This window comes from Embleya sp. NPDC127516, from assembly GCF_044765325.1.
Classification (GTDB): Bacteria; Actinomycetota; Actinomycetes; order Streptomycetales; family Streptomycetaceae; genus Embleya.
This window is the reverse complement of record NZ_JBIWJT010000010.1, coordinates 19,504-32,897: the sequence shown is the minus strand read 5'-3', so window position 1 is coordinate 32,897 and position 13,394 is coordinate 19,504. Positions and strand designations below refer to the sequence as shown.

Genomic DNA, 13,394 nt, shown 5'->3' with positions numbered 1-13,394 from the left:
GCGCATAGGGTCGTGCGTCATGGATACCGCCACGCCCGAACTGACCTACGGCGACATCAGGAACGCCGCCGACCGCATCGTGGGCCAGACCCAGCCGGTCACCATGATGCCGATCCATCCGTCGCCGCACGTGTGGCTCGCGTTGGAGTACATCCAGCACACCGGGTCGTTCAAGGCGCGCGGCGCCGCGAACTTCACCACCGCGCACATCGAGGCGGGCACCATGCCCGAGGCCGGCGTGGTGATCGCCTCCGGCGGCAACGCGGGCCTCGCGTGCGCGTGGGCGGCGCGCAGCGCCGGGGTGCGCTCGACGGTGTTCCTGCCGGAGACGGCGCCGCGGATCAAGGTCGAGCGGTTGCGCACGTACGGCGCGGACGTGCTGCTCGTGGGCCGGGAGTACGCCGACGCGCTGGAGGCGTCGCGACGGTTCGCCGAGGACACCGGCGCGCTGTTGTCGCACGCGTACGACAACCCGCTGATCGCGGCGGGCGCGGGGACGCTGGTGCCGGAGATGGTCGCGAGCCTGCCCGGCACGCTGGACACGGTCATCGTCTCGGTCGGCGGCGGCGGTCTGTTCGCGGGCGTGGCGACCGCCGCCGAGGAACACGGGATCCGCACCGTCGCGGTCGAACCGGAGAACTGTCGGGCGCTGAACGCCGCGCTGGAGGCGGGCGAGGTCGTGGACGTGCCGACCGACTCGATCGCCGCCGACTCCCTGGGCGCGCGCCGGGTCTCCGCCACGGCGCTGGCCACGGCTCAGCGCACCGGCGCGTTCTCGGTCCTGGTCTCCGACAAGGCCATCGTCGAGTCCCGCCAGGCCCTGTGGGACAACTTCCGCATCGTCGTCGAACACGCCGCCGCCACGGCCCTCGCCGCCCTCTCCACCGGCGCGTACACCCCGGCCGAGGGCGAAAAGGTCGCCGTCATACTGTGCGGCGCCAACACCGACCCGGGAAACCTGGTCTAGAACCCGCGGTCCGGAGCACGGGGTACCGGGGCCACCGCGAGCGTGGGATCGCGCGGTGGCCCGGACCGTCCGGATTCAGCCGATGTCGGCGCCGTAGACGTGGTCGACGGCCATCGTCATCAGCACCCGGCGGTCGGCGACCATCACCGCGCGGTATTCGGCCCAGTCCGGGTGCTCCCCGGCGGCACGGCGGTAGTAGTCCACGAGCGCCTCGACCTCCGGGCCCTCGGGGTCGGTGCCCGGTCCGACGAGGGTCACCGTGCCCTCGGCCGTGGCCCAGGAGCGACCGTCGGGGCTGGTGACCTCCAGGGCCGCTCGCGGGTCGCGGCGCAGGTTCGCCGTCTTGGCACGGCCCTCGGTCATCGAGACGTAGAGGACACCGGCCTCCCCGTCGTAGAACGGCATTACCGGGGAGAGCTGGGGGCGGCCGTCCGATTTGATCGTGGCGAGGACCCCCAGGCGGCTTTCGGCGAGGAGCGTGCGCGGGTTGAACGCTGTGTCGGTCATGTCCGGTGCCAAGTCGCGATCGCCCGCCGGCTATTCCCCGCGCCGCGCACACGGGTGACCGTCACGGCCGCACCACCGGGTCCGGGTCCGGGGCCGACGGCAGTGCGGCGGCCAGGAGTTCGGCCAGGTGCATCGGGCGGCGGTCGCTCACGTGGGTGATCTGGGTGCGGCAACTGAACCCGTCGGCCAGGGTCACCGCGTCCGGTCCCGCGGCCGCGAGCGCCGGCAGCAGCCGGTCCGCCGCGACCGCCCGCGACACCTCGGCGTGCGCCGCCTCGTAGCCGAAGTTGCCCGCCAACCCGCAACAACCGCCCGCGAGTTCGCCGGTCAACCCGGCTCGGGCGCGCAACCGCCGGTCGGCCGCGTCGCCCAGCACCGCGTGCTGGTGGCAGTGCAGTTGGCCGGTCACCTCACGATCGAGCACCGGCGGCGCCCAGTGCGGCGCGTACTCCTCCAGCGTCTGCGCGAAGGTCTTGACCGAGTCGGCCAGGCCGTCCGCCGACCGGCCGAGCAACTCGGGTACGTCGGTGCGCAGCGCCGCCGCGCAGGACGGTTCCAGACCGACGATCGGCAGCCCGGCCTCGATCGCCGGCCGCAGGGTGCGCACCGTACGGGCCATCACCCGTCGCGCGATGTCCAGTTGCCCGGTCGAAACCCAGGTCAGGCCGCAGCACACCGACCCCGGCGGCACCACCACCTCCAGTCCGGCCGCCTCCAGCACCTCGACCGCCGCGCGCCCGACCTCGGGTCGGAACCGGTTGCCGAAGGTGTCCGGCCACAGGACCACCCGGCGGCGCGAACTCCCGCTCACGCGCGGCCGATCGCGCCACCACCGGGTGAACGGCTCGGGCGCGAACGGGGGGATCTCCCGGGTCCGGTCGAGTCCGGCCAGGCCGAGCGCCGCACGCCGCAGCGCCGGCACCCCGGCCGCCGCGTTGGCCAGGCCCGCCAGGCCCGGCACCGACCCCATCGCGCGCGCCAGCAGCGGCAGATTGCCCAGCGCGTAGTGCGCCGCCGGCCGCAACCGGCCCCGGTAGTGGTGGTGCAGGAACTCGGCCTTGTAGGTGGCCATGTCCACGTCCACCGGACAGTCGCTGCGGCAGCCCTTGCAGGACAGGCACAGGTCGAGCGCGTCGCGGACCTCGGTGGAGCGCCACCCGTCGGTGATCACCTCGCCGATCAGCATCTCGTGCAGCAGCCGGGCCCGCCCGCGCGTGGAGTGCGCCTCCTCGCCGGTGACCCGGTACGACGGGCACATCACGCCGCCCGAGGAGGTGTCGGCCGACTCGCGGCATTTGCCCACCCCGACGCAGCGCCGTACGGCCGCCGCGAAGTCGCCGCCGTCGGCCGGGTAGCCGAACTCGACCGATACGGGCGTGCGCATCCCGGCGAACCGCAGATTGCCGTCCACAGGGTGTGGACGAACCACGATGCCCGGGTTCAACAGCCCCGCCGGATCCCAGATCGCCTTGAACGCGCCGAACAGTTCGACGATCTCCGGTCCGTACATCCGGGGCAGGAACTCGGCCCGGGCCTGTCCGTCGCCGTGTTCCCCGGAGAGCGAGCCGCCGTGCGCGACCACCAGGTCCGCCAGGTCGGACGAGAACGCCCGATACGCCGCGGCGCCACGCGTGGTGAGCAGGTCGAAATCGATCCGGATGTGCACGCAGCCCTCGCCGAAGTGCCCGTAGGGCAGGCCGCGCAGGTCGTGCCGGTCCATCAGCGCGGCCAACGCGCGCAGGTACGCGCCGAGCCGCTCGGGCGGCACCGCGGTGTCCTCCCAGCCCGGCCACGCCTCCGAGCCGTCGGCCATCCGGGTCGCGGTGCCGGACGCCTCCTCGCGGATCCGCCACAGCGCGCGCTGCCCCGCCGGATCGGTGACCACCCGCGCCGGTCCGGAACCGGCCAGCGCGTGTGCGCGCTCCTTCGCCTCGGCGACCGTGTCCGCGCCGACCTCGACGAACAACCAGGCCGCGCCCGGCGGCAGTGCCACGTCGCGCGCGGACGCGGCCAACGCGACCAGGCCCGCGCTCAGGCTCTCCACGGTGAGCGGGCCGTGCGGCAGCAGGCCGGGCGCCGCGTCCGCCGCGGCGAAGTCGTCCGGGAAGCCGAGCACCACCAAGGCGCGCGCCTTGGGCGCCTCGACCAGGCGCAGGCCGGCCCCGAGCACCACGACGCAGGTCCCCTCGGTGCCGACCAGGGCCCGGGCGAGGTCGCGTCCGTGCTCGGGCAGCAGTCGATCCAGGGCGTAGCCGGAGACCCGGCGCGGCAAGGCCGGGAAGCCCCGCCGGATCAGCGCCAGGTTGGCGTCGGCGAGGTCGGTGAGCGCGGCGTGGATCTGGGCGGCGCGGCCGGTGGTGGGCACCGTCTGATCCCGGCCGACCCGCATCCGGGTGCCGTCCATGGTCGCGACGTCCAGCCATTCGACGTTCGCGCTCGTGCGGCCCCAGGCGACCGAGTGCGACCCGCAGGCGTCGTTGCCGATCATGCCGCCGAGCGTGCAGCGGCTGTGTGTGGAGGGGTCCGGGCCGAAGGTGAGCCCGTACCGGCCGGCCGCGCGGCGCAGGTCGTCGAGCACCACGCCGGGCTCGACATGCGCGACGCGGGTGGTCGGGTCCACGTCGTGGATGCGGTTCAGGTGCCGGGCCAGGTCGAGCACCAGGCCGTTGCCGGTGGCCTGACCGGCGATGCTGGTGCCGCCGCCGCGTACGGTCACCGGCACGCCCCGCTCGTGGCACACCGCGAGCGCCGCGAGCACGTCCTCGGCGTCCAGCGGGGCGATGACCCCCGGCGGCACCTTGCGGTGGTTGGAGGCGTCCATCGAGTACAGCGCGCGGGCCTGCGGGTCGAACCGGACCTCGCCGCGCACCCGCGCCCGCAGCGCGCCTTCGAGGTCCCCGAGCTGTGCCGTCACCACGCCATCCTCACTCGTTACGCCGACCCGACCGTCGAACGCCCGCCGCCGGGCGCGTGTCGCCCACCCGTCGAGACGCCCCCGTGCCACATGCCGGGCGCGATCGTCTCATTGTGCGGAATACACATCACCCACGAATCGGACACGACTACGCTCTCCGCGTGGCCGAGATCCAGATTCCCGCAGCGCTCATGCCCGCCGACGGCCGGTTCGGTTCGGGCCCGTCCAAGGTACGTCCCGAGGCACTCGCCGCTCTCGCGGCGACCGGTACCTCTCTCCTGGGCACCTCGCACCGGCAGGCGCCGGTGAAGAACCTGGTGCGCCGGGTTCGCGAAGGTGTCGGCAGCCTGTTCTCCCTGCCCGAGGGCTACGAGGTGATCCTGGGCAACGGCGGCGCCACCGCCTTCTGGGACATCGCCGCGTTCGGCCTGGTCGAGCGCAAGTCCCAGCACCTGTCGTTCGGCGAGTTCTCCTCCAAGTTCGCCACATCGGTCAAGGCCGCGCCGTGGCTGGAGGAGCCGACGGTGATCAAGTCGGAGCCGGGCACGCACCCGCTGCCGCAGGCCGAGGCGGGCGTGGACGTGTACGCCCTGACCCACAACGAGACCTCGACCGGTGTCGCGATGCCCATCGCCCGGCCGGCCGGCGCCGACACGGGCTCGCTGGTGCTCGTCGACGCGACCTCCGCGGCGGGCGGGCTGCCGGTGGACGCGGCCGAGACCGACGTGTACTACTTCGCACCGCAGAAGAACTTCGCCGCCGACGGCGGTCTGTGGCTCGCCGCGTTCTCGCCGGCCGCGCTGGAGCGCGCGCAGCGGATCGCCGCGTCGGACCGCTACATCCCGCCGTTCTTCGACCTGGCCACCGCGATCGACAACTCGGTCAAGGACCAGACCTACAACACGCCGGCGCTGAGCACGCTGTTCCTGCTCGCCGACCAGCTCGACTGGATCAACGGGCAGGGCGGCCTGGACTGGGCCGTCGGGCGCACCGCCGACTCGTCGGGCCGGCTGTACGGGTGGGCCGAGAAGTCCTCGTACGCGAGCCCGTTCGTGACCGACCCGGCGGCCCGCTCGCAGGTGGTCGGCACGATCGACTTCGCCGACTCGGTGGACGCGGCGGCGGTGGCCAAGGTGCTGCGCGCGAACGGCATCGTGGACACCGAGCCCTACCGCAAGCTGGGCCGCAACCAGCTCCGGGTGGCGATGTTCCCGGCCGTCGAGCCGGCCGACGTCGAGGCGCTGACCGCGTGCGTCGACTACGTGATCGAGCAGCTCTGATCCGCGTTCGCGGCGCCTGAGGGGCCGCCGCCCCGGACCGAACCGGTCCCGGGGCGGCGGCCCTTCGGCGATCAGGCCCGGTTCCGGCCGCCGAGGCGGCGATACGCGAAGAACAGCACCACCAGGCCGACCACGGCCAGCACACCCGGGCCGTACGTCTTGGCCTTGTCCATCCCGGAATCGCCGTCGCTCTCGTCGCCGGCGGCCGTGCTCGCGTCGCTGGAGGCGGTGCCGCCGGCCGACTCTGCTCCGGGCTTGGCACCGGATCCGGCGCGCACCGAATCCGGCCGGTTGTCGCCCTTGAGCTCGACCCGGCGCACCTGGCTGCCCTTGCCCTCGCTGCCGAACAGCAACTCCTTGCCGTCCCGGCTCCACGCGACCGACTCGCCCTGGCGCTGGATCGGCACGGAGACCCCGGCCAACTCCTTGCCCGGCGCGGCGAACACGGTGGCGGAGAAGTAGCCGCGCAACACGAACCGCGACCCGTCCGGCGCGAACGCGCCGTCGGTCACCGTCGAGCCTCCGGCGGAGATCCGCTTGAAGGTGTTGATCCCGGTCGCGGAGAGCTGCTCGGGCTGCTCGTACAGGCCGCCCTCGGCCTCCTTGCTCGCGATGTAGAGCTTGTTCGTGCGCGGGTCCAGCAGCAGCGCCTCGGCGTCGCGCGGGCCGTTGTCGTACTTGACCCGGAATTTGGTCGGCTTGACCGTCGCGTCGGCCAGCGTCGCGGGCTCGGCGAAGCGGTAGATCCACACCTCGGGCCACTTGCCGTGCAGGTTGTCGCCGATGTCGCCGACGAACAGCGCGGGCTTGCCCGCGTCGTCCTTGCCGACCGTGATCGCCTCCCAGTCCCGCGCGTCCACACCGGACAGCGTGATGGTCGCCTTGGTGGCGCCGTCCTTGCCTATCGCGTAGATCCTGGGCGCGTCGGAGCTGTCGTTGTGCGTCCAGTAGACGTCCGGGTGTTGCGCGCTGGCCACCAGGCCGCTGGACTCGGTGATCCGCTCGTCCTTGATGGTCAACAACACGTCCGAATCGGCCGCCGCCGACGCCGGTACCGCCACCGCCAGGGCAACGGCCGCCGTCAGGGCGCCGAGGCCGCGCATCCGGCGCTTTCCCACGCGCTTCACCCGTCCCGTCCTGTCATGGGTCCAGCCTGCCGGCCCGGCCCCGGTCCCCGTCGGGTCGGGGACCACTTTGCGACGGCTCGGCTGAAGCCATTGCGGTTTGCCGTGTGTCGGGGATGGGATGGGAGCTTCGTGGGCGTCGGCATCCGGAGTCTTCCATGACACTTGTCAAGGCATGTCTGAACGGCACACGGCGCCCCGAGGAGCACCCGGCGCTTCCGCTGACACCGGCGCAGATCGCCGCGGACAGTCGAGCCGCGGTGGCCTCGGGCGCGTCCATCGTGCATGTGCACCCGCGCGGGCGCGACGGTCGGGAGAGCCTGGCGCCGGACGTGATCGCGGCGGTGCTCCGGGCCATCCGGGGCGCGGCCCCGGGCGTGCCGATCGGTGTGAGCACGGGCGCGTGGATCGAGGCGGGCCCGGACGCCCGGCTGGCCGCGGTGCGGGCCTGGCGGGTGTTGCCCGACCTGGCCTCGGTCAACCTGTCCGAGCCGGGCTCGGTCGAACTCGCCCACGCGCTCGCGCACTTGGGTGTGGGGGTCGAGGCGGGGGTGTGGACCGAGGCCGACGCGGAGCTGCTGGTGGAGCAGGATCTGGCCGCGGTGTGCACCCGGATCCTGGTCGAGGTCGAACGCGCCGATCCGGTGGACGCGCTGGACGAGGCGGGACGCATCCTGACCGTCCTGGACCGGCACGACATCGGCGTGCCGCGCCTGTTGCACGGCGCGGACGAGTCCGCGTGGCCGGTCCTGGACGCCGCGATCGCGGCCGGCCTCGACACCCGGATCGGGCTGGAGGACACCCTGCTGGACCCGGAGGGCCGCCGGGTCCCGGGCAACGCGACGCTGGTCCGGATCGCCGCCGATCGGGTCCGCGCGGCGGGCAACCCGCACTGATCCGCGGTCTCGGGGCCGGCCCGGCTCCGACGTTGTCGCCCGCACCCGCGGTCGGCACGTCGGCGCAGGGGCGCGGACGCGTCAGCGCATGAGCGCGCCGATGATCACGGCGATGAGCAGGAGGGCCAGGGTGGCCGTGACGACGCGGGTTCTGGTGCGGGGATTCACGCCCCAGAGCCTACGCGGCGCGGGCGCGCGACCGAATTCCGGTCGGGCGCCCGCGCTCGCGGGTCAGACCATCGAGGCCGCCAGACGGCGGCGGAAGGCGGTCAACACGGTGCGGTCGCCGGTCTGCGAGACGACCGAGCCGGGCCTGCGGCCCCACAGGTAGAGGAGCAGTTCGGCGGGCTCGCCGGTGACCGCCGCGTCCGTGAACCCCTGGTCGCGGGACATGCTCACGCCGGAGCGCTGCATGGTCAGCCGCCAGTGGTGCCGGTTGCTGTGCACGCCGATCGTGCGCCCGCTCGCGCCGTCCTTGGCGCGGCCGTCGTAGTGCGCCGGGAGCAGGACCCCCAGCACTTCGTCGATGCCGTCCAGGGCCTGCTGGGCGTCCAGCGGTCCCGGGGTGCCGACGGCCATCTCGATGTCGGCGCGATGCACGGCGGCCTCGCGCGCCATCCGGCGGATCAGGAAGCCGGCGGTGCCCGGGTCGGGTCCCCCGCTCTCCACGCCCTCCGCGACGCCGGGTTCGAGGTCCTCCCCCTCGATCGGGTCGAGCGGGTCCCGCCGGGCCATCTCGGTCACGAGCGCCGCGTGCGCCCGGGTGTAGGTGTCGAGCAGTTCCCCCTTGTTCGCGCCGCCCGCGACCGGGCGACGCTCCGGGCGCAGTTGCCCGGTGGCGCTGTTGTACATGAGCACGGAATGTCGCACGACGTCGGCGACCGTCCAACCGGGACAGGACGGTACCGGCGCGTCCATGTCCGTGACGGCCGCCTGGCCCAAGCGGAGACCCTCCGCCTGGAACAGGTGCTGGAACCGCACGTAGTCCATCGTTCAAGGATTCCAGCGTTCCGGGTGACGTGTCGATGGCCTGGGTCACCCCAGGGCGTGAATCCCTCGTCAAGAAAAGGTGTATCGCACACCTGTGCTGACGCTGTGTCAGATCTTGACCACGGGATTACCGAACTCCGACCGTGTCGCCGTGGCTGCCGGCGCCGCCGGCCTCATGGCGCGCACCACCGTGCTCGGCCGCAGCCGGATCCCGGCGTGCCGGGCGAGCAGCGCGCCGACCACGAGCGCCGCGGCCAGCGAGATCAGGCCGCCCACGAGCAACCCGGTACGCGGTCCGAAACTCTCCGCCAGCCAACCCGTCAGCGGGCCGCCCAGCGGGGTGCCGCCCATGAACACGAGCATGTAGATGCCCATCACCCGACCACGCATCGCCGGGTCGCTGCCCAGTTGCACGGTCGAGTTGGCCGCCGTGTTGAAGGTCAGTCCGGCGATCCCGATCGGCACCAGGAGCAGCGCGAAGCTCCAGTAGCCGGGCATCAGCGCGGCGATCGTCTCCAGCAGGCCGAACGCGATCGCGGCGCCGACCAGGACCCGCAACCGGGTCCGGCCGCGCTTGGCGGCGAACAGCGCGCCCGCCAGCGAGCCGACCGCGAACACCGTGTTCAGCAGCCCGAACGAGCCGGGTCCGGCGTGGAAGACGTCGTTGGAGAAGGCCGCGAGGGTGACCGCGAAGTTGTAGCCGAAGGTGCCGATGAAGCCCACCAGCGCGATCGCCACCAGCAGGTCCGGACGGCCGCGCACATAGCGCAGCCCCTCGCGGAGCTGGCCCTTCTCGCGCGACACCACCGGCATCGTGCGCAGCTCGGACTCGCGCATGGCCAACAGGCCGAGCAGCACCGCGATGTAGGACACCGCGTTGACCGCGAAAACCCACCCGGTGCCGATCGCGGTGATCAGCAGACCGCCGACGGCGGGGCCGACGATCCGGGCGAGCTGGAAGTTGGCCGAGTTCAGGCTGACCGCGTTGGCCAGGTCCTTGCGACCGACCATCTCGATCACGAACGCCTGGCGCGCGGGGTTGTCCACCGCGGTGGCCATGCCGAGACCGAACGCGAGCAACCACACGTGCCACACCTGGACGGCGTCGCTCAACACCAGGACCGCCATCACGGCGGCGAGCAGACCCATCACGGTCTGCGTACCGATCAACAACAGGCGCTTGCGGTAGCGGTCGGCGATCACGCCGCCCCACAGGCCGAACAGCAGCATGGGCAGGAATTGCAGCCCGGTGGTCACACCCAGCGCGGTCGCGCTGCCGGTGAGCTTGAGCACCAGCCAGTCCTGCGCGATGCGTTGCATCCAGGTGCCCGTGTTCGACACGGTCTGGCCGGCGGCGAACAGCCGGAAGTTGCGGTTTCGTAGTGATGAGAAGGTGCCGGCTGTCGCCGCCACGGGCTCCCCTTTCGTCGTACGTTCGGCCGAGGCCGGATGAACATCCGTCCCTGAACCGAACCGCGACGCGGGGCGCCTGAGCAGGCCCTAGGCCTGCGCCAGCTTCTCCAGCACCGGCAGGGCCGCGCGCAACGCCTCGTTCTCCTCGGGCGTGAGCCGGGCCAGGTGTTCCGCCAGCCAGGCGTTGCCCAGCCTGCGGTTCTCCTCCACCACGGCGGCGGCGGGCTCGGTCGCGGAGACCACGACCTGCCTGCGGTCGTCGGCGTGCGGCTCACGCCGCACCAGGCCGCGCTCCTCCAGGCCGGCGATCACCCGCGTCATCGACGGCGGCTGCACCTTTTCCTGCCGGGCCAGTTCGCCCGGAGTCATGGCGCCGCGCACGACGAGCACGGTCAACACCGAGAGTTGGGTGGGACTCAGGGTCTCGTCGGCCCGCTGGTTGCGCAGGCGACGGGAGAGCTTCAGCACCGAGGCACGGAGGGCTGCCACCGTGGCACGGTCGGGTTCGGACGGGGACACGTTTCTTAGCTTAACTCTTTACTCTCGCTAACTTCCAATGGTTTACGTCCCAGGGATATTCCCGGGACGCGGGCAAGTTTCCACCGGCGACCTTCCCCCTCCTGAGCCCGACGGAGATCCACACCCCCGACGGCACCCCCGGTCCACGTCGGCGGTCCGCCGCCGACATCGCCGCCCCGGTCGCCTTCCTCCCCCGAACCGCCCAACCCCTGGCCACCTCCAGCGACTCCTACCTGGCCCCGCCACCCCTGACCCCCACAACCACCCCACCCGCCCCGCCCAACCCCCGGCGCGTCAGCGCCCCCGACCCGGCCCACCCCCACTGATCGACGCGCGAAGCGCGGAGAGCGGCGGAGCCGCAAGCTTGGGCTTCGTGACCCGGAGCGAAGCGGAGGGACACGAAGCCCCGAGCGAGGCACCGCTTTTTCTTGGAGGAGCGAAGCGGGGGAAAGAAAAAGCGGTGCCTCGCGAGCCGGCGACGAAGTCGCCCAACAAACAGCAACGCCGCCCCCACGACCCCCGCACACCGCCCCGCCGCCCCCACGACCCCCGCCCACCGCCCCCCTGTCTCCACGACTCGGCCCCCGGCCCATCGCCCCCCACGCCTCAGGCCCCCAGACCCGTCTCCCCACCGCCCCACCCACACGCCCCCACACCCACCCCACACCCACCCCGCACCCCCACCCGCCCCACGCCCCCCTACTTCACCCCCAACACCTGCTCAATCGGATCGATCGCGAAATGCACCACAAACAAAGCCGACACGATCCACAACAACACCGGGATCTCCCGAGCCTTGCCGACCGCGCTGCGCAGCACGACGTACAGGATGAAGCCCGCGCCGATCCCGGTGGTGATGCTGTACGTGAAGGGCATCAGCGCGATGGTCACGAACGCCGGGGCGGCGACCGTCATGTCGTCCCACTCGATGTGCCTGATCTGCGTCATCATCAGCGCGCCGACCACGACCAGCGCCGGGGTGGCGGCCTGCGCGGGCACCAGCTTCGCCAACGGCGTGAACAACAGCGCGAGCGCGAACAGGCCGCCGGTGACCAGGTTGGCGAGGCCGGTCCGGGCACCTTCGCCGACACCCGCCGAGGATTCGACGAAGACCGTGTTGGAGGACGCCGAGGCGCCGCCGCCGGCGATCGCACCGACCGACTCGACGGTGAGGATGCGGCCCAGGTTCGGCACCTTGCCCTGCTGGTCGAGCAGTCCGGCCTCGCGGCTGACCCCGATGATGGTGCCCATGCCGTCGAAGAAGTTCGACAGCAGCAGCGTGAAGATCAGCAGCGACGCGGTGATGAAGCCGACCCGGCCGAACGCGCCGAACAGGTCCACGTTGCCGATCAGCCCGAAGTCGGGCGTGTCCACGACGCCGTCCGCCTCGGGCGCGGTCAGCCCCCAGGCCGCCTTGTCCAGGCCGGCCGCCTGGTGCACGATCACCGCGAGCACGGTCGAGGCGACCATGCCGATCAGGATCGCGCCCGGCACCTTGCGCACCACGAGCACGAACGTGAGCACCAGGCCGAAGCAGAAGACCACGGCCGGCCAACCCTGCAGCGTGCCGCCGCTGCCCAGCGCGACCGGCACGGTGGAGTTCACCTTGTCCGGCACCCTGGTCACCACGCCCGCGCTGACCAGGCCGACCAGGGTCACGAACAGGCCGATGCCGACCCCGATCGCCTGCTTGAGCACCAGCGGGATGGCGTTCATGATCGCCTCGCGCAGCCCGGTGGCGGCCAGGATCAACAGGCCGATGCCCTCCAGGACGACCAGGCCCATCGCCTCGTCCCAAGTGGTCTGCGGCGCGATCTGGAACGCGACCATCGCGTTGATGCCCAGTCCGGCGGCCAGCGCGAGCGGCATGTTGCCGATCAGGCCCATCAGGATGGTCATCACGGCGGCGACCAGAACGGTCGCTGTGACCAGTTGCGGCTGGGAGAGCTGCTGGTCGTACTTGTCGTGCGCGGAGCCGAGGATGATCGGGTTCAACACGACGATGTAGGCCATCGCGAAGAACGTGGCGAGCCCGCCGCGTATCTCGCGCAGCGGCGACGAGCCGCGCTCGGAGATCTTGAAGAAGCGGTCGAGGCCGCTCCTCGGCTTGTTGGGGGCCTGCGAATCGGTCGCGGTGGCGGCCTGGGGGGACATGCGGATCCTCGGAGCGTGGGAACGGGGAGTCAAGACACGCACACGGCACGTTGGGACCGGTACCGGGAGACCTGAAAAGGGTGCCAGACACCACAGCAAAAAAGGGAACCGGTCCCTCCGCTTGTTCGTCGGGACGCGCGCGGGGCCGATGTGGGCGGCCAAGTAGCCTAGGTTTCGTGAGCAGGCACGGGAGCGGGAAACGACGGCGCACCTCGCCGGATCCGGACGATACGGGCGCGACCCGCCCGAACGCGGCCTCGGGTCCCGTCCAGGACGCGTACGACGCGGGCTCTCACGGCAGCGGCGAATACACCGCCCACGACGCGCACGGCAGCGGCGAATACACCGCCTACGGCCCGAGCCCGAGCGCGCACGGCAGCGGCGAATACCAGGCATACGACCCCAACCCGGCAGCCCACGGCAGCGGCGAATACGCGGCCTACGGCCCGGGCACGAGCCCTCACAGCAGCGGCGAATACACCGCCCACGACGCGCACGGCAGCGGCGAATACACCGCCTACGACGCGAACGCCGACGCGCACGGCAGCGGCGAATACCAGGCATACGACCCCAACCCGGCAGCCCACGGCAGCGGCGAATACGCGGCCTACGGCCCGGGCACGAGCCCTC

At 72.2% G+C, this 13,394-nt stretch carries 10 protein-coding genes and 1 pseudogene; 4 read left to right on the top strand and 7 right to left on the bottom strand.

The window, feature by feature from the left end; genetic code table 11:
• Positions 1-19: 19 nt before the first annotated feature.
• Positions 20-967, top strand: a complete 948-nt coding sequence (locus ACIRL2_RS20335; RefSeq protein WP_395873372.1) for a threonine/serine dehydratase — start codon at positions 20-22, stop codon at positions 965-967.
• 75 nt (positions 968-1,042) lie between these two features.
• Here ACIRL2_RS20335 and ACIRL2_RS20330 read toward each other — a convergent pair whose 3' ends face one another.
• On the bottom strand, positions 1,043-1,474 hold the full coding sequence (locus ACIRL2_RS20330; protein WP_395873373.1) for a PPOX class F420-dependent oxidoreductase: 432 nt from the start codon (positions 1,472-1,474) through the stop codon (positions 1,043-1,045).
• A 61-nt stretch (positions 1,475-1,535) separates the two neighbouring features.
• The gene (locus ACIRL2_RS20325; RefSeq protein ID WP_402233810.1) at positions 1,536-4,391 is read right to left on the bottom strand and encodes an FAD-binding and (Fe-S)-binding domain-containing protein; all 2,856 of its coding nucleotides are present in this window, start codon (positions 4,389-4,391) and stop codon (positions 1,536-1,538) included.
• A 158-nt stretch (positions 4,392-4,549) separates the two neighbouring features.
• Here ACIRL2_RS20325 and serC point away from each other — a divergent pair, with 158 nt between their 5' ends.
• Positions 4,550-5,668 (top strand): phosphoserine transaminase, encoded by a 1,119-nt coding sequence (gene serC / locus ACIRL2_RS20320; RefSeq protein ID WP_395873375.1) that lies wholly within the window; start codon positions 4,550-4,552, stop codon positions 5,666-5,668.
• A gap of 71 nt (positions 5,669-5,739) precedes the next feature.
• Here serC and ACIRL2_RS20315 read toward each other — a convergent pair whose 3' ends face one another.
• Positions 5,740-6,795: a hypothetical protein gene (locus tag ACIRL2_RS20315; RefSeq protein WP_395873376.1), complete on the bottom strand. Its 1,056-nt coding sequence runs from the start codon at positions 6,793-6,795 to the stop codon at positions 5,740-5,742.
• A gap of 155 nt (positions 6,796-6,950) precedes the next feature.
• Between ACIRL2_RS20315 and ACIRL2_RS20310 the strand changes: the two genes are divergently transcribed.
• Complete coding sequence (locus ACIRL2_RS20310; RefSeq protein ID WP_395873377.1) at positions 6,951-7,688, top strand: 3-keto-5-aminohexanoate cleavage protein; 738 nt, start codon at positions 6,951-6,953, stop codon at positions 7,686-7,688.
• A gap of 231 nt (positions 7,689-7,919) precedes the next feature.
• Here the strand turns inward: ACIRL2_RS20310 and ACIRL2_RS20305 are convergent, their stop codons facing one another.
• From ACIRL2_RS20305 to ACIRL2_RS20290, 4 genes are all read right to left on the bottom strand, one after another.
• Positions 7,920-8,678: a maleylpyruvate isomerase family mycothiol-dependent enzyme gene (locus ACIRL2_RS20305; protein ID WP_395873378.1), complete on the bottom strand. Its 759-nt coding sequence runs from the start codon at positions 8,676-8,678 to the stop codon at positions 7,920-7,922.
• 108 nt (positions 8,679-8,786) lie between these two features.
• Positions 8,787-10,091: an MFS transporter gene (locus ACIRL2_RS20300; protein WP_395873379.1), complete on the bottom strand. Its 1,305-nt coding sequence runs from the start codon at positions 10,089-10,091 to the stop codon at positions 8,787-8,789.
• Positions 10,092-10,178: 87 nt separating this feature from the next.
• The gene (locus tag ACIRL2_RS20295; protein WP_395873381.1) at positions 10,179-10,580 is read right to left on the bottom strand and encodes a MarR family winged helix-turn-helix transcriptional regulator; all 402 of its coding nucleotides are present in this window, start codon (positions 10,578-10,580) and stop codon (positions 10,179-10,181) included.
• A 729-nt stretch (positions 10,581-11,309) separates the two neighbouring features.
• On the bottom strand, positions 11,310-12,764 hold the full coding sequence (locus tag ACIRL2_RS20290; RefSeq protein ID WP_402233807.1) for an NCS2 family permease: 1,455 nt from the start codon (positions 12,762-12,764) through the stop codon (positions 11,310-11,312).
• A gap of 176 nt (positions 12,765-12,940) precedes the next feature.
• Between ACIRL2_RS20290 and ACIRL2_RS20285 the strand changes: the two are divergent.
• Positions 12,941-13,394: pseudogene (locus tag ACIRL2_RS20285) on the top strand (hypothetical protein); the annotation flags it as partial.